Origin of the sequence: Streptomyces sp. NBC_00986 (assembly GCF_045162565.1) — a bacterium.
Classification (GTDB): domain Bacteria; phylum Actinomycetota; class Actinomycetes; order Streptomycetales; family Streptomycetaceae; genus Streptomyces.
The window spans coordinates 5,080,419-5,104,762 of sequence record NZ_CP108733.1 but is presented as its reverse complement, the minus strand read 5'-3'; the positions used below and the strand labels follow the sequence as shown (position 1 = coordinate 5,104,762).

15 protein-coding genes are annotated in these 24,344 nt (G+C 71.2%); 12 read left to right on the top strand and 3 right to left on the bottom strand.

The genetic code is table 11. From position 1 onward, the window contains the following. The first annotated feature begins 168 nt into the window (after nucleotides 1-168). The 7 genes from OG504_RS22270 to OG504_RS22240 all read left to right on the top strand — a co-directional run bounded on the left by OG504_RS22270 (nucleotide 169) and on the right by OG504_RS22240 (nucleotide 13,518). Nucleotides 169-2,793, top strand: a complete 2,625-nt coding sequence (locus tag OG504_RS22270; RefSeq protein ID WP_405996404.1) for a serine/threonine-protein kinase — start codon at nucleotides 169-171, stop codon at nucleotides 2,791-2,793. Nucleotides 2,794-2,957: 164 nt separating this feature from the next. Then, nucleotides 2,958-6,044, top strand: coding sequence for a protein kinase (locus OG504_RS22265; protein WP_405991415.1), 3,087 nt, complete (start codon nucleotides 2,958-2,960; stop codon nucleotides 6,042-6,044). Between the two features lie 157 nt (nucleotides 6,045-6,201). After that, the gene (locus tag OG504_RS22260; protein WP_405996403.1) at nucleotides 6,202-7,875 is read left to right on the top strand and encodes a serine/threonine-protein kinase; all 1,674 of its coding nucleotides are present in this window, start codon (nucleotides 6,202-6,204) and stop codon (nucleotides 7,873-7,875) included. A gap of 29 nt (nucleotides 7,876-7,904) precedes the next feature. Next, the gene (locus OG504_RS22255) at nucleotides 7,905-9,587 is read left to right on the top strand and encodes a serine/threonine-protein kinase (protein ID WP_405991414.1); all 1,683 of its coding nucleotides are present in this window, start codon (nucleotides 7,905-7,907) and stop codon (nucleotides 9,585-9,587) included. Nucleotides 9,588-9,679: 92 nt separating this feature from the next. Further along, nucleotides 9,680-11,332, top strand: a complete 1,653-nt coding sequence (locus tag OG504_RS22250; RefSeq protein WP_405991413.1) for a serine/threonine-protein kinase — start codon at nucleotides 9,680-9,682, stop codon at nucleotides 11,330-11,332. A gap of 157 nt (nucleotides 11,333-11,489) precedes the next feature. Continuing rightward, nucleotides 11,490-13,130: a LamG domain-containing protein gene (locus OG504_RS22245; RefSeq protein ID WP_405991412.1), complete on the top strand. Its 1,641-nt coding sequence runs from the start codon at nucleotides 11,490-11,492 to the stop codon at nucleotides 13,128-13,130. 28 nt (nucleotides 13,131-13,158) lie between these two features. After that, nucleotides 13,159-13,518 carry a hypothetical protein gene (locus tag OG504_RS22240; RefSeq protein WP_405991411.1) on the top strand — a complete coding sequence of 120 codons (360 nt, stop codon included), beginning with the start codon at nucleotides 13,159-13,161 and terminating at the stop codon, nucleotides 13,516-13,518. Here the strand turns inward: OG504_RS22240 and OG504_RS22235 are convergent, their stop codons facing one another. Then, entirely contained in the window at nucleotides 13,519-14,421 is a 903-nt protein-coding gene (locus tag OG504_RS22235; RefSeq protein ID WP_405991410.1) for an AraC family transcriptional regulator, read from the bottom strand. Between the two features lie 101 nt (nucleotides 14,422-14,522). On the opposite strand from OG504_RS22235, the gene OG504_RS22230 reads away from it, so the two are divergent. The 4 genes from OG504_RS22230 to OG504_RS22215 all read left to right on the top strand — a co-directional run bounded on the left by OG504_RS22230 (nucleotide 14,523) and on the right by OG504_RS22215 (nucleotide 20,633). Further along, nucleotides 14,523-15,425 (top strand): MBL fold metallo-hydrolase, encoded by a 903-nt coding sequence (locus OG504_RS22230; RefSeq protein ID WP_405991409.1) that lies wholly within the window; start codon nucleotides 14,523-14,525, stop codon nucleotides 15,423-15,425. A 44-nt stretch (nucleotides 15,426-15,469) separates the two neighbouring features. Next, a complete protein-coding gene (locus tag OG504_RS22225; protein ID WP_405991408.1) occupies nucleotides 15,470-16,990 on the top strand; it encodes a serine/threonine-protein kinase in 1,521 nt (506 codons plus the stop codon). A gap of 159 nt (nucleotides 16,991-17,149) precedes the next feature. Continuing rightward, entirely contained in the window at nucleotides 17,150-18,781 is a 1,632-nt protein-coding gene (locus tag OG504_RS22220) for a succinic semialdehyde dehydrogenase (RefSeq protein ID WP_405991407.1), read from the top strand. 73 nt (nucleotides 18,782-18,854) lie between these two features. Next, nucleotides 18,855-20,633 carry a GMC oxidoreductase gene (locus OG504_RS22215; protein WP_405991406.1) on the top strand — a complete coding sequence of 593 codons (1,779 nt, stop codon included), beginning with the start codon at nucleotides 18,855-18,857 and terminating at the stop codon, nucleotides 20,631-20,633. A 90-nt stretch (nucleotides 20,634-20,723) separates the two neighbouring features. Here the strand turns inward: OG504_RS22215 and OG504_RS22210 are convergent, their stop codons facing one another. Continuing rightward, nucleotides 20,724-21,734: an LPXTG cell wall anchor domain-containing protein gene (locus OG504_RS22210; protein WP_405991405.1), complete on the bottom strand. Its 1,011-nt coding sequence runs from the start codon at nucleotides 21,732-21,734 to the stop codon at nucleotides 20,724-20,726. 212 nt (nucleotides 21,735-21,946) lie between these two features. Between OG504_RS22210 and OG504_RS22205 the strand changes: the two genes are divergently transcribed. Beyond that, on the top strand, nucleotides 21,947-23,125 hold the full coding sequence (locus OG504_RS22205) for a hypothetical protein (RefSeq protein ID WP_405991404.1): 1,179 nt from the start codon (nucleotides 21,947-21,949) through the stop codon (nucleotides 23,123-23,125). A gap of 628 nt (nucleotides 23,126-23,753) precedes the next feature. Here the strand turns inward: OG504_RS22205 and OG504_RS22200 are convergent. Then, nucleotides 23,754-24,011, bottom strand: a complete 258-nt coding sequence (locus tag OG504_RS22200; protein ID WP_405991403.1) for a chorismate mutase — start codon at nucleotides 24,009-24,011, stop codon at nucleotides 23,754-23,756. Nucleotides 24,012-24,344 lie beyond the last annotated feature (333 nt).

Below are 24,344 nucleotides of genomic sequence, written 5' to 3'. Positions count from 1 at the left end.
TGATCCTCCGTTCTCATCGGTCATCCTGCCCGGGTTGGCTGTGTGACCTGCGGCGGATATGCGAGGGGATGTGCCGTCGGTGCGCGGGGAGAGCCCCCCTGGGCGTTGGGCACTTGTTCGGTGGGGGACAATGGAGGCTCTGTCAGGGCGGGTTGCATGAGGGGACGCATGTCGGAGGCGGAGCGGGCGGGGACATCCCGTCAGGACAAGAGCGAACGTCTCCTCGCCGGGCGGTACCGGTTGGGAGCAGTGCTCGGCCGCGGAGGCATGGGCACGGTGTGGCGTGCCGAGGACGAGACCCTGGGCCGGACGGTCGCCGTCAAGGAGCTGCGGTTCCCGTCCAGCATCGACGAGGACGAGAAACGCCGGCTGATCACACGGACGTTGCGCGAGGCCAAGGCCATCGCGCGGATCCGCAACACCAGCGCGGTGACGGTCTACGACGTCGTCGACGAGGACGACCGGCCGTGGATCGTCATGGAGTTGGTCGAGGGCAAGTCGCTCGCCGAGGCCATCCGGGAGGACGGTCTGCTGGAGCCGCGGCGTGCCGCGGAGGTCGGGCTCGCGATACTCGACGTCCTGCGGTCCGCGCACCGCGAGGGCATCCTGCACCGCGACGTGAAGCCGTCGAACGTGCTGATCGCCGAGGACGGCCGGGTCGTGCTCACCGACTTCGGCATCGCGCAGGTCGAGGGCGACCCGTCGATCACCTCCACCGGCATGCTCGTCGGCGCGCCCTCCTACATCTCCCCGGAGCGGGCCCGCGGGCACAAGCCGGGTCCGGCGGCCGACCTGTGGTCGCTCGGCGGGTTGCTGTACGCGGCGGTCGAGGGCGCACCGCCGTACGACAAGGGTTCGGCGATCGCCACGCTCACCGCGGTGATGACCGAGCCGTTGGAGGAGCCGAAGAACGCCGGGCCGTTGAAGGACGTCATCTACGGCCTGCTGAACAAGGACCCGGCCCAGCGTCTCGACGACGCGGGTGCCCGGGCGATGCTCAACGCGGTGATCCACGCGCCCGAGCCGAAGGCGGCCGAGCCCGAGCCGCCGGTGGACGCGACCCGGGTCGTGCCGTTGCCCGCGCAGCCGGGGCCCGCGGAGTCCGGCGGCAAGAAGAGCGGTGGCGGGAGCGGGAGTTCGGGTCCCTCGGCGGGGGCCGAGCGGTTGCGTGGGGCGTTCCGGTCCATGCGGAAGGCCGCGGGGGGTTCGGCGGGGGCCGGGGCGGCCACGTCTTCGGCGGCTGCGGGTTCTGCCACGGCTGCGGGTTCCGGCACGGGTCCGGGTTTCGGCACGGGTCCGGGTTCCGGTACGAGTCCGGCTGCGGGTTCGGGTTCTGGTGGGGCTTTAACTCCCGTTGCCGGTAAGCCGGGTGGCTCGGGTGCGGGTGCCGGTGCGGCTGCTGCCGGGGCTGGTTCGGCCGGCGTTGCCGGCACTTCGGGCAAGAGCGGCTCCGGTGCTGCCGGCGCCGCGGGCTCCGGTGGGGCGAAGAGCACGGCTGCCGACGGGAGTTCAGGGTCTGCCGCTGCCGGGCCTCGGACGCCCGGGGTGCCTTCGGCCCGGTCGGGAGGTGCTTCTGGTCCGGGGACCCGTTCCGGGACGTCGACCGGTTCGGGAACTGCGGCCGGCGCCGGCACTGGCGCTGCGGCTGGTTCCGGTGCCGCGGCCGGATCGGCGGCGAAGGGCGGTGCGGCGGACTCGGGTACACGTGACCCGGGTACGCCTGATCTCGGTGTGCAGTCGTCCGGGCTGCGGGAGCCGGGACTGCGGGACTCCGGTACTCGGGACTCCGGTACTCGGGACTCCGGTACTCGGGACTCCAGTACTCGGGACTCCAGTACTCGGGACTCCGGTACTCGGGACTCCGGTACTCAGGACTCCCGTACTCGGGACTCCGGTGCCCGGGACCTGGGTGCCGCTACGCACGAGTCGAGTACTCGGTCGGCCAACTCGGGTGCGGGCGGCCGGAGTTCCGGATGGCCGGTCATGACGCCGCCGGATCTGCCGCCGCGGCCGGTGCCGAGGGCGCCGCTGACCGATGTGGTGCCGAAGCGGACGCTGGTGATCATCGCGGTCGTCATCGTGCTCGCGCTGATCGGTGTCGTGCTGGCGTTCACGCTCGGTGGCGATGACGACAGCGGCTCGAAGGGGTCGAAGCACAACAGCGGCGCCAAGGCGGACAGCAGTGTCAGTGCGAGCGCGAGTGCGAGCACCGACAAGAAGGACAGTGGCACCACCGGCAGCACGGGCGGTGCGCAGACCGATCCCACGGCGACGGCATCGGGCTCGGGGAGCACGGCGAGTTCGGGTACGAACGCGTCCGGCGGGAGCGGTGACGAGACGGACGGCTCCTCGGGCGGCGCCGCGGTCGTGAAGACGTACAAGGGGAGCCAGGGCTTCTCGATAGGCCTGCCCGCCGGGTGGTCGTACCAGTCGACTGACTCCGCCGGAGTCCGGCTGACCGGCCCCGACGGGCAGAAGCTGCTGATCGCCTGGACCAGTACGCCGAAGAACAATCCGGTGGCGGACTGGAAGAACCAGGAGCAGTACATGACGCGCTCCGGGTACAACCGGATCCGAATAGAGAAGGTGGACTACCGGAGCTGGAACACGGCCGACTGGGAGTTCACCTATCAGGACGGTGGGACGCAGTACCGCACCATCGACCGCGGGTTCGTCGTCAACAGCCATCTCGGATATGCCCTCATGTACACCGCGAAGGCGGCCAATTGGGGTAGTGAGCTTCGTAAGGACACCTGGGCCACCCTGACGAAGACGTTCGAACCGAAGTCGTGAGGCGGGTGGGTCCGGGTTTGGCGCGCCAGATCCGTCAACCCCTCTTTGTGGGTTGCCTCCGGCACGTATCGTGAGTGGTTGCGGACCGTACGCATCCAGGTATGTGGACGGAACGGGCCGCTAGGCGAACGGAATTGACCAACCGGGCGGCCGGGGGAGGCAACGTGGACGACTATGCGGGTCGGGTGCTCGCCGACCGCTACCGCCTGCCGCTGCCACCCTCCGACGAGTACGAACTCACCGAGTCCCAGGCCTTCGACACCTACAGCGGGCAGGAAGTCCTGGTACGCCAGGTGCCGTTGCCGGAGGTCGTCGAGGCGGAGGTGCTCGGCGAGGACGGGCTGCCCGACGGGTTCACGGCGCGCGACCGCGGGGCGCGGCGGCCGGCCGCGGCGCGGACCGCGACGCGGCGGCCCTCCGATCCGGCGGTACGGCGCGCGGTCGAGGCCGCGCAGGCCGCGGCGCGGATCCCCGACCATCCCCGGCTGGACCAGGTCTTCGACGTGTTCGCCGAGGGCGGTTCGCTGTGGATAGTGAGCGAACTGGTGTCCGCCCAGCCGCTGTCCGCACTGCTCGTCGAGAAGCCGTTGTCGCCGTACCGGGCGGCCGAGGTCGCCTCCGACGTGCTGATGGCGCTGCGGGTCCTGCACGCGCACGGCTGGGTCCACCGGAACATCACCGCCCGCACGGTGCTCGTCTGCGACGACGGCCGCGTCATGCTGACCGGCCTCGCGGTCGGCGCGGCCGAGGAGGCACTGTGCGGCTACGACCCGGTGCCGCCCCAGGATGGCGAGGACGAACGCGGGCAGCAAGGACAGCACGGCGGCGGGGCAGCGGTACCCGCGAGTTTCAGGGCTCAGGGCGGCGGCGCTGTACCGCGTGCGGGTTCTACGGCCCCGGGCGGCTCCCTCCCTCCCGCGGGCTCGACGGCGCCGCCCGGTCCCAGGACTCCCGGCAGTTCCACGCTCCCTGCGGTCCCCGGTAGCTCCCGTGGCGGCGGCGCGATCGGCTTCGGCGGCGCGGCTGGCGGAACCGGCGCGGGTGCAACTGCCGCTGCCGTAGGCCCCGGTGCGGTGGACCCCGAGGCCGCCCGGCGGGCCGCGATCGAGGCGCGGGCCGCCGGAGGGCTGCCCGGAGTCGGCGTGGAGAGCGGTGGCGCGAGCGCGTCCTCCGCCGCGCTGGCCCGCCGTGACGCGGAGGTCGGCGGTGACGTCCGGGCCGCGCGGGCCGGGGCGATCGCCGCGTACCGGGCAGGCGCGCGAGCCGCCGCCCGGGTCCAGGAGACCCAGCAGCCGGGGCGCCCGGCACTCCCCGGTGCCCGGCCCCCGGTCGAGGGCGAGCGCGGCACCGCCCAGGCCAACGGTTCGGCCCAACTGCCGTACTCCGGTGGCAACGGCGTGGAGCAGCACCCGCCCGGCACCACACCCCCGGGCCAGATAGCCGACCCCTACGGCGTCCGCAACACCGCCTGGCACGGCGCCGCCCCGCGCCCCGGCGCCCCGGCCCCATCCACACAGGGCGACCGGCCGTCCCTTCCCCAGGAGGGCACCGCCGCAGGTACACCGCCCTCAGACGCAACAGGCACGTTCCCCGTCCCCGGCGCGAACACCCCGCCGCACGACGGAGAGGCCCGTCCCTACGGCGCGGACCCTTCTGCCTACGGCGCGGATCCCTCGGCCTATGGCGGAGATGCCCGTCCCTACGGAGCAGCACCCTCGGCGTACGGCCCGGGCGCACCCGCCCCCGCCCCCGGCACCGGCACCCGCCCCCACGGCGCGGACACCGCGTCCTACGGTCACAGCGCAGACCCCTCAGCCCGCCGCGGTACCGACCCCTCCACCTACGGCGCCCTCACCCCCGCCGCCGGTAACCCCCGCCTCGACGGTCCCGTCCAACCCGGAGCCGTCGCCACCCCCGGCAACTCCCCACGCCCTCCTGCCCGTTGGGACGAATTGGCCTCCGCCGGGGCTCCCGCTCGCCGGGGTCCCGCCACCGCGCTGGCCGCCGAGCGTGCGCGTCAGGTGCGGATGACGGTCGTGGGGCCCGTGACCGAGCGGTGGGCGCCCGAGCAGGCCGTACCGGTGCATGAGAACTGGCAGTTGGCCGCGCCGATCGGGCCCGCCACCGACCTGTGGGCGCTGGGCGCGCTGCTCTTCCGGGCCGTGCAGGGGCATGCGCCGTATCCCGAAGAGGCGACCGCCGAGCTGGTGCAGCTGGTGTGTGCGGAGCCGCCCGCCTTCGCGGAGGAGTGCGGGCCGCTCAGGCCGGTCGTGGAGTCCCTGTTGCGGCAGGACCCCACCGAGCGGCTCGACTTCGAGGAACTCCGGGGCTGGCTGCGGTCGTTGGTGCGTTCGGCGCCCGAGCCCGAGGCCGGTACGCATGTCGTCGCCACCCCGCCGACCGACCCGCGGCGGCTGCCGATCGTGCGCAGGCGGGGCGAGTTGGTGCGCAGGCGGCGGGCCGGGCTGCCCGCGACCAGTCCGCACGGGCGGCACAAGCGGGCCAAGGAAGAGGTCGGCGGGTCGCCGCGGCGGCTCGGCCGGACCCTGGTGATCCTCATCTTCCTGCTGCTCGCCGGTGCGGTCGCGTACGCGATGCTCTTCATGCCCAAGTCCGGGGAGAACTCCGGGGCGGGGCAAGGGGATCGGACCGGGGCCGCCGGGGAGGTCAGTACCGCGCCCACCCAGTCGTCGGCCGGGGCCAGCAGCCAGCCGCAGCCCGATCAGACCTCGCCCAGCGCCCACAAGAGCCCCTCCAACTCAGCCAGTTCGACCGAGACGCAGACGGACCCGAACGTCGCCGACGGGTTCGTGCTGCGCAAGGACCCCGAAGGGTTCCAGCTCGCGGTGGCGAAGGGCTGGACCCGGACGCCCAAGAACGGGAGCGGTCAAGTCGTCTACTCCCACGGCGACTTCGAGCTGATCGTCGTAGCGGGACGGGACAGTGCCACGGCGGACGGCAGCGATCCGATGGTCTACCAGCGGGACAAGGAGGCCGAGTTGCAGCCGTACCGCAACTCCAGCTGGGCCACCGCGACCGGGCTGCGGACCATCACGGTGGGCGGAAAGACCATGGCCGAGGGGCAGTTCACCTGGACGGACAGCCAGGGCGGCGACCTCTTCGTACGCAACATGGCGTTCCTCATCAACGGGCGCTACCACATCGTGCAGGTACGCGGCCCGGAGGCTCAACGCGACGAAGTGACAACGCTGTACGAGCAGGCGTCGTCGACCTACCAGTACACCGGGTGACCTGCGGAGGCGGCGCGCCGAGGCCCGGTGGTTCCCGTTCGGGCGCAGAAGCGACAACCGTCACAGTGCGGTCTCCGTGGTACCCCGCTGGTTCCCTGGACGAGGCCCTGTCCTTACGCTGAGCCTGTCAAGAGCATTGCGGGGAAACGTGAATCAGATGCAGGGCCTGCTCCTCGCGGGGCGCTATCGGCTCGCCGAGTCGATCGGCAGCGGCGGTATGGGCCGGGTGTGGCGCGCGCACGACGAGGTGTTGCACCGGACCGTCGCCATCAAGGAGTTGACGGCCGCGCTCTATGTGTCCGAGAGCGACCAGCCGAGGCTGCTCGCGCGCACCCGCGCCGAGGCACGCGCCGCCGCGCGGATCAACCACTCCGCCGTCGTCACCGTGCACGACGTACTCGAACACGACGGCCGCCCGTGGATCGTCATGGAGCTCGTCGAGGGCAACTCCCTTGCCGACGAGGTCAAGGAGAAGGGCCGGATCGAACCGGCCGAGGCCGCGCGCATCGGCGTATGGGTGCTGCGCGCCCTGCGCGCCGCGCACGCCGCCGGTGTCCTGCACCGTGACGTCAAGCCCGGCAACGTGCTGCTCGGGCAGGACGGGCGGGTGCTGCTCACCGACTTCGGCATCGCGCAGATCGAGGGCGACTCGACCATCACGCGCACGGGAGAGGTCGTGGGCTCCGTCGACTACCTCGCCCCCGAGCGCGTCCGCGGCGCCGACCCCGGACCGTCCTCCGACCTGTGGGCGCTGGGCGCCACGCTCTTCACGGCAGTTGAGGGCCGCTCGCCGTTCCGCCGCACCTCGCCGCTGTCGACCATGCAGGCCGTCGTCGAGGAGGACGCCGGCGAACCGCGGTACGCCGGTGCGCTCGCGCCCGTCATCGCCGCGCTGCTGAACAAGGACCCCGCGCTACGGCCCGACGCGGACCAGGCCGAGCAGATGCTCGCGGAGGCGGCCGAGGGGCGGCGCCCGCGCGCGGCGGAGGAGTGGCTGCCGACGCAGCAAGTGGGCTCGCGGCAGGGCGGGTTGGCGGAGGACTTCAACTCGGGTTCGGGCGCGAATCCGTACGCGTCGGCGACCGGGGGCGCGGCGCCGTACCCGTCGGCGACCGGGCCGACCCACCACACGCCGCTCGTCGCCAGTACGACACTCGCGCCCGCGCCGGCTCCGTCGAAGCGGCGCCGGCTCCGTTCGGTCGCCCTGGTGGTCGTCGTCGCCGCGCTCGTCGGCGGCGGTGCGGCGCTGGGGCTGCAGAAGTGGCACCAGGACGACGAGCAGGGCGGCAGCCCGTCCGCCTCCGTCTCACAGAGCCCCACGGCGACCGGCGCCACGCAGTCCCCGGCACAGGGCTCCCTTCCCGCCAACTGGGAGGTCCACCACGACCCTTGGGGCTTCGACGTCTCCCTCCCCAAGGGCTGGACGCGGAAGGTCTACGGCGACGCCGACGGCATCAAGCAGGTCGACTACACGCCCGACAACGGCAAGCACTTCGTCCGCATAGCCATCGACACCTCGCCGGACTTCCCCACCGCGAACGCCCACCAGCTGGACCTGGAAGTGCAGCTCCAGAAGCTGGTCGACTACAACCGGGTGACCCTGGAGGCGAACACCTACCGCGACCGTCCGGGGTCCCTGTGGGACTACACCTGGACCGCGCTGGCGAAGGACACCCCCTTCCCGGGACCCCGGCGCGCCGTCGAGGAGACGTACATGTCCCGTGACGGCGTCGAGTACGCGATCTACATGTCCGCGCCGGCCGCGGACTGGGCGACGACCAGCGCGCAGTTCAAGACGGTCATGCAGAGCTGGAGCCCCGACTCGGGCTGACCGCTTCCGGTTGCGTCATGATGGTGCGCATGGGGACCGAGGGGGACAACGTCCGGGTGATCGCCGGGCGTTACCGACTGGAGAAGCGGCTCGGGCGCGGTGGCATGGGCGTCGTCTGGCGCGCCACCGACCAACTCCTGGGCCGCCAGGTCGCGGTGAAGGAGATCGCGCAGGACGACTCCCTCTCCGAGGAGGAGGCCCGCCAGCAGCGCGACCGCACCCTGCGCGAGGCGCGGGCGGTCGCGCAGCTGCGGCACCCGCACATCATCGTCGTGCACGACGTCGTCGAGCAGGACGAACGGCCGTACATCGTCATGGAGTTGATCGACGGCGGCTCGCTCGCCGAGCGGATCTCCGCCCGCGGTCCCGTCGACGCCGCCGCGGCCGCACGCATCGGCATCGCGCTCCTGGGCGCGCTGCGTACGGCGCACGCGGCGGGCGTCCTGCACCGGGACATCAAACCGGCCAACGTCCTGCTGCAGACGTCCACCGACGAGACCGACTCCGAGCGGGTCGTGCTGACCGACTTCGGTATCGCGCAGGTCGCGGGTGCCACGACGCTCACCGAGAGCGGCGCGTTCGTCGGCTCGCCCGAGTACACCGCGCCCGAGCGGATGTCGGGCGTGCGGACCGGTCCCGCGTCCGACCTGTGGTCCCTCGGCGCGTTGCTGTGCACGGTGCTGAGCGGTGAATCGCCTTTCCACCGAGACTCGTTGGGCGGCATCCTGCACGCGGTCGTCATAGACGAGATCCGCCCGCCGGAGCAGGCCAGGCCGCTGCTGCCCGTCGTACGAGGACTGCTCGAACGCGATCCGGAACGGCGGCTGAAGGCGGCCGAGGCGGAACGGATGCTGCGGGCCTTCCTGGACACCGGGCGGACGCCGAAGGCGTCGACGGGGCGCCATCCGAAGGCGACATCCGGCCACGTGGCGAAGCCGACGCCCGGGTACACGCCGACTCAACGGGACGTTCCGCGACGGGACTTGGCACCCCCGCCCGCACCGTCACCGTCCCCGCCGACCCCTTCCTCCACGGCCGGGCAGCCCCCTCGGCGTTCCACGCGCGGGGTGCTCATGGCCGCGTTGCTGGTCGCGGCGATGGCGGGGGCCGGGGTGTCGGCGGCGGCGCTGTTGATGCGGGGGGACGGCGGGGACGGGGGCAACGGGGTTGCCTCGCCGGTGAGTTCGGCGCCGTTGACCTCCACGAGCGCCGGTACGCCGTCACCGTCGCCCTCCCCCTCGGCGAGCGCCGGGACGCCCAACACCCCTACCGCGCCCTCCGGTTACCGCATCGCCCACGACCCCGACGGCTTCTCCCTCGCCGTACCGGAGGACTTCGTGCGCGTGCCGCAGGGCGAGCGCATCTTCTACATGTCGCCGGGGGAGACCTTCCGGCTCGGCATCAAGATGTCCGACCCCGAACAGGGCGGCCCGCTCGCGGTGATGAAGGCCGCGGCGGCCAACGGGGCGGCCACGAACCCCGGTTACCACGACGGAAAGGTCACCGACACCACGCACTACGGACACCCCGCCGCGCTCTGGGAGTTCAGCTGGAACGGCTTCAGCGCGGCGGAGGGACCCCGGCACACCTACGACATGTGCTGGGAGGAGAACGGCCGGATGTACGACGTGTGGGTGTCGGCACCGGTCGGGAAGGTGCGGGAGGCGAAGGAGTACTTCGACGTCGCGCTGGACACGTTCGTACGCGCATAAACGGGAGATAAGCCGCGACCTCGGTCACGGCTCTGTGACCGGAAAGCGCCAGAGGTGGATGTGGTGGCGTCTGGCGAGATATGGATGGACGCATGAGCAGCAACGGGGGAGCCAGACACGGAGCCGACGAGCCGACGAGTTTCGCCCTGCAACCGCCGAACCCGCGCATGGCCGTGCCGGCGCAGGTGCCGCACCCGAACAACCCGTACGCGACGCCCGGTTCGCCGCCCGCACCGCAGCCGGACCCCGGCACCGGACGGCTCATAGCCGGGCGGTACCGGTTGCTCGGCAAGCTCGGGCACGGCGGCATGGGCACGGTGTGGCGGGCCAAGGACGAGACGGTGGACCGCGAGGTCGCCGTGAAAGAGCCCCGCGTCCCGGACCATCTTCCCGAACGCGAACGCACCAACGCCTTCGAGCGAATGCGCCGCGAGGCACGCGCGGCGGCTCGGCTCGATCACCCGGCCGTCGTGAACGTGCATGACGTGGCCGTCGTCGACGGTCAGCCGTGGATCGTGATGGAGCTGGTGACCGGCCGTTCGCTGGGCGACGCGTTGCAGGAGGGCACCCTCGACGCGCGGGACGCGGCCCGGATCGGCCTCCAGGTGCTGGGCGCGCTGGAAGCGGCACACGCGGCGGGCATTCTGCACCGGGACGTGAAGCCGGACAACGTCCTGCTGGGCCGCCACGACCGCGTCGTCCTGACCGACTTCGGCATCGCCCAGATTGAGGGCGAGACGAACCTGACCGACACCGGCGGTTTCGTCGGCTCGCCCGAATACATCGCGCCGGAACGGGTGTTGGGCCAGCGCCCCGGCCCCGCCTCCGACCTGTGGTCCCTCGGTGTGGTCCTGTACGCGGCGACGGAGGGCGTCTCCCCGTTCCGCCGCAGCAACACCCCCGCCACCCTCCAGTCGGTCCTCAACTCCGCCCCCGCACCGCCGACTTCGGCCCCTGGCCCGCTCGCCGACCTCATCACCGCCCTCCTCGCCAAGGACGCGGCGAGCCGCCCGAACGCGGCCCAGGTACGCGCCGCACTGGAATCGGTGGCCAACCCTCCGGCACCGGTGCCCACGCAGGAGGTGCGGTACGTCGAACGACCCAGTGCGGCAAGGGGACTTCGGCCGGGCCGTAAAACGTGGTTCGGCCTCGGCGCGGTGGCCGTCGCGGCGGCGGTGACGGCGTATCTGCTGATCGCGAACCCGTTCGCCGGGTCGCAGACGCTGCCGCACGACTGGAAGAAGCACCACGAGGCGGACGTGGCGGCGACGCTCGCGGTTCCCGCCAAGTACACGCGCGATGCGCCCGACCGTAAGACCGACAAGGGCCACTGGGTCACGTACACGGACCTGAGCGGGACCATCCAGATCGGCCTGCTCCTCGACCGGAAGTCCGAGGACACCCTCAACGAGATCAAGGACTCGGCCGCCGCCCAGATGTACGACGACAACGGAGACTTCAAGGAGAGCGGCAGCTCCGAACTCGACATGGCGAAGGGCGGGAAGACCAGACCGAAACCGACCGGTACCTATCGGGGCAGGCCCGCCGCCACGAACACGATCGCCTACCACACCGATGACAGCCAGGACGCCCTTCCCTGGGAGGTGCAGGTCCTCTACTACAAGACCACCTCCGGCAACATGTACCGACTCACGATCAGTTACCCCGGCGACGGCGACTTCACAGCCCGGGGCCGCGAGGTGGCGAAGGCGGCGATCGCGAACCTGGACGTCGACACGCTGTGAGCGGTGCTGGTGCGGCAGCGCACAAATACGTTGTCAGTGGCGGCAGTTAAGGTCATCCTCCTCTTTACCGGATCTTGGGAGGGGCTTGATCGTGAGGACGTCCAACTGGAGACGCGCCGGGGTGACATGTGCCGCCGTGGCACTGACCGCAGCTGCCATGACGGGAGTTGCGGCCGCGGCCGACGACACCGAAGCGCCGCAGACGCCGGTCGTCTCGTCGCAGGAGTACCCGAACGACTCGAACGAGCATGACGGGACCGGCAGTTACGGCACGTTCGTCATCGACTCGGCGTCCGACGACGTGGTGTCGTACCGCTACGAGTGGATGGGCGCCCTTCCGCAGACCCTGACGGCGGCCGAGCCCGGCGCCCCGGTCTCCTTCCGCTGGCTGCCGCAGACGAACGGGCCCACGTACCTCTACGCCCAGGCGATCGACGCCGCGGGGAACGTCAGCGCCAGGACGACCTACTTCCTCCGGGTCAGGACGGGCCGGGCGGCGGTCTCCCACTGGGACCCGCAGCACGACACCGGCGCGGACACCGGCACCGGCGTCACCTCCGACGAACAGGGCCCCACCGGGACGGGCATCGCCTCCGCCGCCCGGTTCGACGGCACGGACGAGGCGTACGTGACGCTCGACTCCGCGGTGGACACGGCGAAGATCTTCTCGGTCGGCGCGTGGGTCCGGCCGGACGAACTCGACGCCGGCACGACGGCCGTGAGTCAGGCGGGCTTCACCCTGGGCACGGCGACGAACTCGACGACCGGCGCCCCCAGTTGGTCCTTCGCGCTGCCCACCGCGGACGGCGGCACCGCACGCCTCACCGGCGGCTCCCCGGAGGCGGGCGAGTGGGCCCACCTCGTCGGCGTGTACGACGCCGAGCAGCACACGGCCCGGTTCTACGTCGACGGAGACCTCGTCGGCACGGCCCAGGACACGGTCGCGACCGGCGGCACGGGCACACTGCGACTCGGCGCGGGCAGCGACACGACCACCGCGCACTGGCACGGTCTCCTCACCCAAGTGAACGTCTGGGACCGGGTGTTCGTCCCCGAGGAGATCACGGCCGCGGCCATCCGCTCCCCGCAGCGCCAGGGCTACTGGAACCTGGAGACGGCTCCCGGCGGCGAGAGCCCCGAGTTCGCGGGCGGCGCCCCGCTCACCCTGGCGGGCGACGCGTCGATCTACACGGGCACCGACGACTGCGACGTGAACCCCGACTGCACCCCGGCGCTGTACCCCCTGGTGGGCTCCGGCAACCTGCTCCTGGACGGTGACGGCGACTACGCCACGACACCGGACGCGGTACGTCCGTCCGACGCGGGCTTCTCGGTGACGGCCCACGTGCGCATGGACGAGGACACGGCCACGCACGACATGACGGTCCTGTCCCAACCCGGCGAGCACACCGACCTGTTCACCCTGCGCTACGTCGCCGCGTCCAAGTCCTGGGAGGCCGTGGTCGCCCACGAGGACAGCGCCGGAGCGCCGACGACCACGGTCAGCGCGCCCGTCGCGCCGTTCGGGTGGGGGGAGGACGAGTTCCTCGCGGTGGTCTACGACGAGAGGACCGACCAACTGCGGCTCTACGTGGACTACGGCTACGCCGCGGACACCGCGAGCATCACCGGCGAGGACACCTGGACGCCCACCGGCGACCTCCAGGTCGGCCGCAGCCTCACCGCGGACGGGGGGACGGACTACCTGGCCGGCGAGATCGACGAGGTCCACACCTACGCCGGAGTCCTGGACGCGACGCGGCTCACCATTCTGAGAATCGGCGGCACGGACGACTGACCGGGCTCCGGACGCCGGGGAGGTGGCGGTGCGGTCGCAGCAGGAGAACACGGCGGGTCAGGAAGACCCGGCGCTCCTGAGCGTGCGCGCGCTCGGCGATCGCGGTCTGCCGCAGGACGTGATCGACGTGCGTGCGGCCTGCCGCCACCACTCCGTGATCGAGCTGGAGCAGCTGGCGCTCGGGGCCGACGGTCCGGACTTCGACCTCTTCGGCCTGCGGGACCGGCTGGAGAGTGTCGTCTGGGTCAGCGACGAGGAGTTCGCGGCGCACGGGCTCGACGCGGCGGAGATCGCGGAGTTGAGGCAGTGGGCCCTGGAATGGGAGTCCGACCTCGGTCTGCGGCTCGCGGAGGAGTACGACGACGGTCCGGACGCCGAGGGCGAGTAGCTACGAACTCCCCGCCGATACCCGGTACTTCCCCGGCGTCACCCCGAACTCCCGGCTGAACGCGTGCGACAGGGCGTACGGGCTGCCGTAGCCCGCCTCACGGGCGACCGTCGCCAGCGAGGCGTCCGTGTCCCGTAGCCGCGTCGCCGCCAACGTCAGCCGCCACCACGTCAGATACGCCATCGGCGCCCGCCCCACCAGCGCGGTGAACCGGCGTGCCAGCGTCGCCCGGGACACGCCCGCCGCGGCGGCCAGCCGGTCGTTGGTCCAGGGGGCGGCCGGGTCGGAGTGCAGGGCCCGTAGCGCGGCCGTGGTCACCGGATCGTTCAGCACGGACGGCCAACTGCCCGTCTCCGCCTCGGACATCCACGCCCGCACCATGTAAATCAGCAGGAGATCCAGCAGACTTGGCAGCGCCAGGCAGGCCCCCGGCCGCCGTTCGTCGAGTTCGTTCGCCAACAGGTCCACGGCCGAGCGCAGTTCGGGGTGGCGGCCGACCCGGTTCGGCAGATGGACCACCTCCGGCAGCTCCGCCATCAGCGGATGCGTCCGGCTCCGGTCCAGCCGGTACTTCCCGCACAGCAACTCGACCTCGCGCCCGTCCCCGCCGCCCCCGTCCGGCCGCCGCATCTCCTCGAACGGCACCGCACGTGCCGTGTCGCCGGGTGAGTCCGCCAGCACGTGTCCCGCACCGTGCGGCAGCAGTACGACGTCCCCCGCGCCCAGCGTCACCGGCTCACCACCCGTGTCGGGCACCAGCCAGCAGCCACCCGCCAGCACGACATGGAACCCGGCACCCTCGTACGGCGCGAGCCGCGTGCACCAACTGCCGTTCACACGAAGGCGGTTGGAGGAGGGCCGCCCGGTCCGTACGGCGGAGATCGCGTCGCTCACCACGTCCATGCGGCCAGGTTACGCCAGGGGAGCAGTGGTGAGCATTCCGCGCATCTGCATGAGTCATTCACGCATTGAGACGCTCACCTCGCCCTCCCTACGCTTGTCCCATGACCGAGGACAACACACAGACCCTGACCATCGGTGACGTCGAAGTCGTCCGAGTCGTCGAGTGGGCGCGGCCCTACGCCCCCGCCCGCACCCTCGTCCCGGACCTGCCGCCCGGCGTCTGGCAGGAGCACCGCGAGACGCTCGCCCCCGACCACTGGGACCCCGGGACCGACCGCGCCGTCGTGGCGCTCCAGACCTGGGTGGTGCGCAGCGCCGGGCGGACCGTGCTCGTGGACACCGGGGTCGGCAACGGGCGGGAGCGGCCCGGCAATCCGCTGTTCCACATGAGCCAGGGCGACCTCCCGGGGCGACTGGCGCGGGCCGGTGTGCGCCCGGAGGACGTCGACGTCGTCGTCAACACCCACATCCACGGCGACCACGTCGGCTGGAACACCCATGACGTGGACGGGAGTTGGGTGCCGCTGTTCCCCAACGCGCGCTACCTCCTTCCCGCCGCCGACGACTTCCACTTCGGGCCCGACAACAACTACGGCGGTGCGGTACGACCCGACGACCGCCTGACCTACGAGGACAGCGTCGCGCCCGTGCACCGCGCCGGGTTGGCGACCCTGTGGGACGGCACGGACGGCACGTACCGCGTCGACGAGCATCTGACATTGGAGTCCGCGCCCGGGCACACCCCGGGTTCGTCCGTGCTCCGGGTCGCCTCCGGCGGTGAACGGGCCGTGTTCGTCGGGGACTTGCTGCACAGCCCCGTCCAGATCCCGCATCCGGAGTGCAGCAGCTGCTTCTGCCTCGATCCCCGGCAGGCCGCGCACAGTCGTCGACGCGTGCTCGAACGGGCTGCGGATGAGCGGGAGTTGGTGATCCCGGCACACTTCGGCGGTACCGGAGTCGCGGAGGTGCGGCGGGTGGGCGACACGCTGATGCTCGCGAAGTAGGGCGCGCGTCGACAAGGCCGTACCGGGCACGGTACTGATGGGGCATGAGCGAAGTCGGCGAACAGGTGCGCGACGGACGTCTGGTCGGCGGTCGCTACCGGTTGCTCGAACGGATCGGCTCCGGCGGCATGGGCACCGTGTGGCGGGCGTTCGACGAACTCGTGGACCGCGAAGTCGCCGTCAAGCAACCGCGGTTGCCCGGCGACCCGGAGGACGAGGGGTTCCAGCGCGCCGCCCACCGGCTCTACCGTGAGGCCCGCGCCGCCGCCCGGGTCGACCATCCCTCCGCCGTCGCCATCCACGATGTCGTCATCGAGGACGAACTCCCGTGGATCGTCATGGAGTTGGTGCGCGGCGAGTCCCTGCACGAACTGCTCCAGCGCGGCCCCCTCGCCCCCGCCGACGCCGCCCGCATCGGCCGAGCCGTCCTCGGCGCCCTGTGCGCCGCGCACGCCGTGGGGATAGTGCACCGGGACGTGAAACCCGCCAACGTCCTCCTCGGCCCGCATGGCCGCGTCGTCCTCACCGACTTCGGCATCGCGCACATCCAGGGCGAGGAATCCCTCACCGCCAGCGGGGAGTTCGTAGGCTCGCTCGAATTCATCGCCCCCGAGCGCATGTCGGGCACGGGCGCGGGACCGGCCTCCGACCTGTGGTCCCTGGGTGTCCTGCTGTACGCGGCCGTCGAAGGGGCATCTCCCTTCCGCCGTACGACTGTTGAGTCCACCCTCGGCGCGATCCTCGCCGGCGAACCACCCGAGCCGACCCGCGCGGGGCCTCTAGGGCCGCTGATCCTGCGGATGCTGGAGCGGGAGCCGGAGACACGGCCGGGGGCGGAGGAGGTCGGCGCGGTACTGGACGCGGTGGCCGAGGGGAAGGACGTACCGGAACCGCCGATCGCCCGCCAGGACGCGGTGCCGGACGTGGAGCCCCTAGGCGCCGCGACCGCCGCCGACGCCGTACCGCAAGCCCAGTCGGAACCCGATCCCGCACCCGATCCCGCACCCACGACCGAGCCGACGCCCGAACCCAGGTCGCGCCGCCCCCGCCGCGCCCTTCTCGTCACGCTCGGGGTGCTCCTCCTGACGGGTCTGGTCCTCGGCACGTTCGTCGAGAGGCGCCTCGACAAGGACTCCTGGACCGCTCACCGGCGGGACGGCATGGACGCGGTCCTCTCCCTCCCGTCCCAGTACCGGCTTCTCCAGACGCGGGCGGCATCCGGCAGCCGTGCCGTCACCTACGGCACCGGCGCCCTCCGCGTCCGCCTCACCGAATGGGACGAGGCCGCGGGCACGCCCCTCGCCGAAGCCCGGTCCTGGGCCGAGGCCACGTCCGACCCCCGCTACACCCGCACCAGCTTCCGCGGGAACAAGAACGCGATCCTGGCCGACACCACCTACGAACAGTCCGGCGTCCCCACCCGTGCCATGGCCCTGGTCATCCGCACCGCCGACCACCGCATGTACGAACTGCGCGTGGACATGCCCAAGGGCACCCCGGCGGAGAAGAAGGGCACGGCGCTCTTCAAGGGCGCCCGCGCCCGGCTCACCCTCACGGAAAAGTGATCCGGCGGTGGTCCGGTGGCAATCCAGGGGTGATCATCCCCGTACAACGCGCTGATCAGGACATTCGTTGCCAGTGATCACTGGCGTCGTGTGAGTACTCGGTGAATCCCGATTACCGACGGGTACCCAAACCCTCCGCACCGGCATACCCTGCCGCACATGACGGACTCGCAGGCCCCGGAAAAGACCGGTACGGAAACGACGACCGGCACGAACCCCCTCGCGCCGGCTCCCACAGGCGCCCGTACCGCCGCCGATGTGGTCACCCCGGAGCTGGTCGCCCAGCTCACGAAGGGTGTGGTCGGCTCAGGCCGGACCGCCAACCACTCGCCGTTCACCGGCGAGAAGCTCGCCGATCTGCCCGAGTCCACCCCCGAGGACGTGGCGAAGGCCTTCGACGCGGCCCGCGCCGCACAGGCGCTGTGGGCGCAGACGCCGGTACGGCAGCGCGCGGCGGTCCTGCTCCGCTTCCACGATCTCGTCCTCGCCCGCCAGGCCGAGGTCCTCGACCTGATCCAGCTGGAGACCGGCAAGGCGCGGCTGCACGCGCACGAGGAGGTGCAGGCCGTCGCCGTCGCGGCCCGCCACTACGGCCGCAGGGCCCCCGCCTACCTCAAGCCGAAGCGGCACACCGGCGCCGTCCCGACCCTCACCAAGGTCACCGAACTCCGCCACCCGCGCGGGGTGGTCGGCCAGATCGCCCCCTGGAACTACCCCTTCGAACTCTCCGTCGGCGACGCGCTCCCGGCCTTCGCGGCGGGCAACGCGGTGGTCATGAAGCCGGACACGGAAACGTGCCTCACCGCCCTCTGGGCCCGCGACCTCCTCATCGAGGCGGGCCTGCCGGCCGACGTCTTCCAGGTCGTCCTCGGCGAGGGCCCGGTCGTCGGCCCCGAGGTCGTCAAGCACGCCGACTACGTCTCCTTCACCGGCTCCACCCGCACCGGCCGCGAGGTCGCGCAGGGCGCCGCGGCCCGGCTGATCGGCGTCTCCCTCGAACTCGGCGGCAAGAACGCCATGTTGGTCCTGGAGGACGCCGACATCGAGAAGGCGGCGGCGGGCGCGGTCCGCGCCTGCTTCTCCTCCGCCGGCCAACTCTGCGTCTCCATCGAGCGGTTGTACGTCCACGAGTCGATCGCCGACACCTTCCTCGAGCGTTTCGCCGCCCGCACCAAGGCGATGCGCCTCGGCACGTCCCTCGCGTACGGCGCGGACATGGGATCGCTCGCGGGGGAACGGCAGTTGGAGTCGGTCACCCACCACGTGGACGAGGCGGTCGCCAAGGGCGCGAAGGTGCTGGCGGGCGGAGTGGCCCGTCCGGACATCGGCCCGTACTTCTTCGAGCCCACCATCCTCGACGGCGTAGAGGCCCCCATGGCCGTCTGCGCCGAGGAGACCTTCGGCCCGGTCGTCTCCGTCTACCGCTTCAAGACGGAGGACGAGGTCGTGAAGGAGGCCAACTCCACGCCGTACGGCCTCAATTCCTCGGTCTGGACGAAGAGCGGCACCCGAGGACGCGCCATCGCCGCCCGCCTCCACACCGGCACGGTCAACGTCAACGAGGGCTACGCCTCCGCCTACGGCAGCGTCCAGTCCCCCATGGGCGGCATGAAGGACTCCGGCCTCGGCCGCCGCCACGGCTCCGAGGGCATCCTCAAGTACACAGAGGCCCAGACCATCGCCCAGCAGCGGTTGTTGCCGATGGCGCCTTCGCTGGGAATGACCGACGAGGCGTACGCGCAGTTCATGAGCAGGAGTCTCCGGCTGATGAAGGCATTCCGGCTGAGGTAGTTACCCCAGGGGCGCGGGGAACTGCGCGACCAGCCACACACGATCCGCAGCGAATCTCAATGAGGAGAACACGTTGTCGCAAGATGCCTACGACTATGACGTCCTCGTCGTCGGTTCCGGCTTCGGCGGTTCGGTAACCGCCCTCCGCCTGACCGAAAAGGGCTACAGCGTCGGCGTGTTGGAAGCCGGCCGCCGCTTCACCCCCTCAACGCTCCCCAAAAACTCCTGGGACCTGAAGAACTACCTCTGGGCCCCCAAGCTCAACATGTACGGCATCCAACGCATCCACCTCCTCGGCAACGTCATGGTCCTCGCCGGCGCAGGCGTGGGCGGCGGCTCCCTGAACTACGCCAACACCCTGTACGTCCCGCCGAAGCCGTTCTTCGAAGACCCCCAGTGGCGCGACATCACCGACTGGGAAGAGGAGTTGACCCCGTACTACGACCAGGCCCGCCGCATGCTCGGCGTACGCCTCAACCCGACGATGACCCCGTCGGACGTCCACCTGAAGGCCGCCGCCCAGCGCATGGGCGTAGGAGACACCTTCCACATGGCCCCCGTCGGCGTCTTCTTCGGCGACGGCAAGGACGCCGAAGGAACAGCGAAGGCACGCCCCGGCGAACAGGCCGCCGACCCGTACTTCGGCGGCGCGGGCCCGACCCGCAAGGCCTGCACCGAGTGCGGCGAGTGCATGACGGGCTGCCGCCACGGCGCCAAGAACACCCTGAACGAGAACTACCTCTACCTCGCCGAGAAGGCGGGCGCGAAGGTCCACCCGATGACGACGGTCGTGTCGGTGACGGACGACTCGCAGGGCGGCTACGCGATAGCCACCCTGCCGACGGACGCGAGGAAGTCGTCCAAGGGCCGTACCTTCAAGGCCCGCCAGGTCGTCCTCGCCGCCGGTACCTACGGCACCCAGACCCTCCTGCACCGCATGAAGACGGGCGGCCAACTGCCTTACCTCTCCGAGAAGTTGGGTGAACTGACCCGTACGAACTCGGAGGCGCTGGTCGGCGCGCAGACGACCGGCCGCCGCTACCGCAAGGCGACCGGCACCCGGCAGGTCGACTTCACACGCGGAGTCGCCATCACGTCCTCGATCCACCCCGACGAGAACACCCACATCGAACCGGTCCGCTACGGGAAGGGCTCCAACTCGATGGGCGGCCTCTCCATCCTCCAAGTCCCGTACGCGGAGGGCTCGTCGAGGGCGCTGGGCTGGCTCGCGAACGCGGCCAGGCACCCTCTCCTCGTCCTGCGTTCGCTCTCCAACCGCCGCTGGTCGGAGCGGACCATCATCGGCCTGGTGATGCAGTCGCTGGACAACTCCCTGACGACGTACCTGAAACCGGACGGCGTGGGGAAAGGGCTGCTGACGGCCCGTCAGGGTCACGGCGCCCCCAACCCCAAGCAGATCAGGGCGGCTTCGGAGGGCGCGGCCGCGATCGCCGCCGAGATCAACGGCTTCGCGGGCTCGAACGTCGGCGAACTCATGGGCACCCCGCTCACCGCCCATTTCCTCGGCGGCTGCCCCATCGGCGCCTCCCGCGAGACGGGTGTCATCGATCCGTACCACCGGCTCTACGGCCACGCCGGTATCTCGGTCGTCGACGGTTCGGCGGTCTCCGCGAACCTCGGCGTCAACCCGTCCCTCACCATCACGGCACAGGCCGAGCGCGCGATGTCGTACTGGCCCAACAAGGGCGAGCCGGACCCGCGCCCGGAGCAAGGGCTGTCGTACGAACGCCTGAAGCCGGTGGAGCCGCGTCAACCGGCGGTCCCGGAGGGTGCGTTCGGCGCACTGAAGCTGCCGTTCCTGGGGATGCCGACGGTACCGCCGAAGTCGTAGACGTTCAGGGGAACTTGAACGGCCGGTACAGACAGAAGGACCTGCGCCCCCCTCCGAGCGCAGGTCCTTCCTCGTGCGACGAGCTACGTGTTACGCGCTCGCCCCGCTCTTGCGCCGACGGACCATGACCACCGCGGCGGCACCCGCGACGACGGCGGCGCCGCCGACGAGGCCGATCACCGGCAGCGCGGAACTGGAGCCGGTCGAGGCGAGGCTGCCGGTCGGGAGGTCGGAGACCTCGCCCTGCGGCTTCTTCACCGAGGTGTCCTTGTCACCGGTGCTCGGGGTGGCGGTGCCCGGGTCGGTGTTCGAGGAGCCGGCCTTCAGGACCTCGAAGTCGTACTGGGCCCAGCCCTCGGCGATGCAGTCCTGGCCCTTGACGTTGTCGAGGTAGGCGCCGGAACCGAAGGAGTAGGCGTCGCCGGCCGGGGCCTTGGCGCTGATGCTGACGCGCAGGTCGACGGTCTCGCTCTTCCCGGACTTCAGGGAGTTGACGTAGAAGAAGTAGTCACCGGCCCACTCGTCGTTCCCGATGCGGTCCCACTTGCCGGTCTCGGGGTTCTTGAACTCCAGGTCCACGTACGGGCTCAGGAACTTCGACTCGTCGAGCTCGTAGTTCTCGACCTCGGCGTAGAAGGCGACACCGTCGACCGTGGTCTTCGACTTGTTGGTGACGGTCAGCTTGAAGCCGTGGAAGCCGTCGCCCGCGACGATCTTGCCCGGCAGGCCCTTGATGTCCGCGGACACCTTGGCGGTGGAGAAGTCCTCGTCCAGGTCCTCGCAGAACGGCACGTCCGGGTCGGTCGGCTCCCCGGTCGGCTCGGCCGAGGTGGAGGGCGTGGCCGACGTGGAGGCGCTGTCGCTCGCCGAGGGCGAGGTCGAGCCGCTCGGCAGGGTGCTGCCGGACGGCGACGCGGAGTCGGAGCCGGACGGCGTCGGGGAGGCCGAGTCGGACGGCGTCGCGGAGACGGACTCGCTCGCGCTGTCGCTCGGGGTCGGCGACGCCGAGTCCTCCGCGAACGCGGCCGGTGCGGACAGCAGGGCGAGCGGGGCGATGACGGCCGTCGCGGCCGCCGCGGCCATGGCACGGCGAAGCTTCATGAAGTCCTCAAGAAGTCCGGTGTGCTGCGGCAGCGCAGCACGCTGGGCGGAGGGCTCCGCGTGTGGGGCGCGGGTGTGGCCCTTGGTTATGCAGATGAGACCCGGGAGACCTGAGAACGGTTGTGCCCATCCTCACAGGATTCTTATGTGTGCTGTGTCACACCCAAGTTCTTCTTGTGAACATGCTTTCGGAGCGTCTAGAACTTGGGGACGTGTCTGACAAGCCTGCCGAGGAGCCGTCCTCGATCCCGGAGATCCCCGACGATGTCTGGGAACAGTTCGCCCGCGACACGGAGCGCGAGATTCGCGCCTCCGCCCCGAAGGAACCGTCCGCCCGCGCCCGTGAGGTGACCGAGCGGCTGAAGAGGGACGAGAGCAAAGGGAAGAGCAAGGGCAAGAAAGGCAAGCGCCAGGAGCCCGAGGGCTGGCGGACCGGTCCCGCCTGGCAGGAGATGAACGGCCGGGCCCGGCGCAAGCGCCGTGTGTGGGCCGTCCTCGGTGTCCCGCTCGCGATAGCCGTCGTCGTGGTCGCGATGAAACCGTCGCTGATCCCGGGCGACCCCTTCCACAAGGGCGGCAAGGACAGCCCCGACGCCGCCGCGGCCTCCCCGCTCGCGCCGGAGACGGCCGCCCCGACCGCCGCGCCCTCCGCCGTGGACCCCGAAACCCCCACCCTGGACCGGCCGTTCGCCGGTTCACCCGCCCTGAACTGGGCCGACGGCACCGCCGGCATCGTCCTGCCGAAGGCGAGGGCGGTGGGCGCGTTCTCGAAGGACCAGGTCCAACTCGCCCTGAAACAGGCCGAGACGTTCCTCGTCGACGCCAACCTCGACCCGAAGACGATCGCCGGCGCCCGCCCGGCCGCCGCGCTCGCGGTGCTCGACCCGAAGCAACCGGACATGCTCACCCGGCTGAACACGTCCCTGAGCACCCCGGCCAAGGCCCACGACCCGCTGCAGATGTTCAGCCGCTTCGACCCCAAGCAGGTACGGCTCGTCGGCGACGTCGTGAAGACCCGCGGCCGGATCACCTTCAAGGAGTGCAAGCAGTCCGGCGTCGCGATCCACGCCGACTACACCTTCGTCTACCCGGTCGTCCGCGCCGACGGCTCCGTCGAGGTCACCCGCACCATCGTCCGCCGCGTGCTCGACCTCGAACTCCTCGACCCCGCCCACTACCAGGTCACCACCGGCCGGCTCAGCGTCGACAACTACGACGCGGAGTACGGCAACACCGCCTGCCAGGTCTACGACGGCTACTTCCACCCGGACTTCCCCTCGGCGGAGCCCACGGGAGCGGCACCGACCGGCCCGACGACGGACCCGTACGACCGGAGCAAGGAACTCGGCGCGGGCCAGGACGAGACATGCGGGACGGTGTCACGCACCTGACCGCCGTGAGCCGACCGGCTATGTGCTGAACGGCCGTGCGCTGAAAGGCAGTCGAGGACAAGCGAAGGGCCCCGCGGGACGGAGCCGCGGGGCCCTTCTCCGTCAGCACCGACGTCAGGGCAGCGCCGGTGCCTGGGAGCGGCGCCGGGGGGTTGCGCCGCTTGTCTCAAGTGCCCTGGGTCGGCGCCCCGGCGCACACGGGGCGCACGCTTGGTCTCGACCTTTGGCAGGGGGACTGTGCACTGCAATGCGGTTGTCTGCTTGGGGACTTGCGGCTCGGGGAAGCCTCAGGGCCTTCTACGCATCGTGCTGGATGGACGCGGCCTCCGCAACCGTTCGATCCGGCTTTGTGCATTTTTGCAGTTTCCGCCGGGCGGCCCCGGGCGTCCCCGGAGCCGACCGTTCTCTTGGGTGACCGGGCTGCTGTCCCCTGCCGTCCGGTCACGACCCTGGAGCGAGGTCCCACGACGCACGGCACGATCCGTACGTCTCATCGCCCCAGCCGAGCCACGCGTGGTTCTTTCGGGCCCGCCCCTGGCTGGCGCGGACACCACCCCAACGAAGCGGTTCGCGGGGCGGTCACGCGCCGTACGGGTGAGAGCGGACCCGAACTCAGATACGACCGGCCTCAGATACGGCCCCGGGACAGTTCGAGCAACGTCATGGCCAGGGCGGTGCCGGGCTTGCCGAGCGCGGCGCTGTAGTGGCTGAGGATCTCGTTCTCCCGGGTCAGGCTCACCCGCCGCCCACCGGAGGCGATCCGCGCCTCCTGGACGACGGCGGACACGGCGACCCGTTCCTGGATCAGCCCGATGATCCGGTCGTCGAGGGCGTCGATGCGCTCGCGTGCGTCGGTGATCGTCTGCTCGGGCGTGGTGATGGTCATGCGGGGGCTCCTTGTCGGATGCGGACGCGGTACCCCGGGCGACAGATCCGGGACAACGACAGGCGCCCCGGGCCTTGTCGGCCCGGGGCGCCTGGAAAGTCGCTTGTCAGTAACTCAAGCAGCTCGACCATGGCAGCCGGCGGGCCGGTTGCCATAGGTAAAGAGGAAGGTCGGGTGCGTGAGCATGGGGGCGAGTATGGCACAGGCCCGGGGGTCCGGGGGTGGAGCCCCCGGGGGCGACCAGGTGACCCACCCAAGCCTCGTCACACAGGCACGACCAGGTGTCCCACCCGAGCCCCGTTAGAATCGATGACCAGAACCCGCCCAACCGCC

What these genes read in the sequence shown, in the direction of transcription:
- OG504_RS22270 (WP_405996404.1), top strand. Translation starts at nt 169, where the DNA reads ATGTCGGAGGCGGAGCGGGCGGGGACATCCCGTCAGGACAAGAGCGAA.
- OG504_RS22260 (WP_405996403.1), top strand. Translation starts at nt 6,202, where the DNA reads ATGCAGGGCCTGCTCCTCGCGGGGCGCTATCGGCTCGCCGAGTCGATC.
- OG504_RS22255 (WP_405991414.1), top strand. Translation starts at nt 7,905, where the DNA reads ATGGGGACCGAGGGGGACAACGTCCGGGTGATCGCCGGGCGTTACCGA.
- OG504_RS22250 (WP_405991413.1), top strand. Translation starts at nt 9,680, where the DNA reads ATGAGCAGCAACGGGGGAGCCAGACACGGAGCCGACGAGCCGACGAGT.
- OG504_RS22245 (WP_405991412.1), top strand. Translation starts at nt 11,490, where the DNA reads ATGACGGGAGTTGCGGCCGCGGCCGACGACACCGAAGCGCCGCAGACG.
- OG504_RS22235 (WP_405991410.1), bottom strand. Translation starts at nt 14,421, where the DNA reads ATGGACGTGGTGAGCGACGCGATCTCCGCCGTACGGACCGGGCGGCCC.
- OG504_RS22230 (WP_405991409.1), top strand. Translation starts at nt 14,523, where the DNA reads ATGACCGAGGACAACACACAGACCCTGACCATCGGTGACGTCGAAGTC.
- OG504_RS22225 (WP_405991408.1), top strand. Translation starts at nt 15,470, where the DNA reads ATGAGCGAAGTCGGCGAACAGGTGCGCGACGGACGTCTGGTCGGCGGT.
- OG504_RS22220 (WP_405991407.1), top strand. Translation starts at nt 17,150, where the DNA reads ATGACGGACTCGCAGGCCCCGGAAAAGACCGGTACGGAAACGACGACC.
- OG504_RS22210 (WP_405991405.1), bottom strand. Translation starts at nt 21,734, where the DNA reads ATGAAGCTTCGCCGTGCCATGGCCGCGGCGGCCGCGACGGCCGTCATC.
- OG504_RS22200 (WP_405991403.1), bottom strand. Translation starts at nt 24,011, where the DNA reads ATGACCATCACCACGCCCGAGCAGACGATCACCGACGCACGCGAGCGC.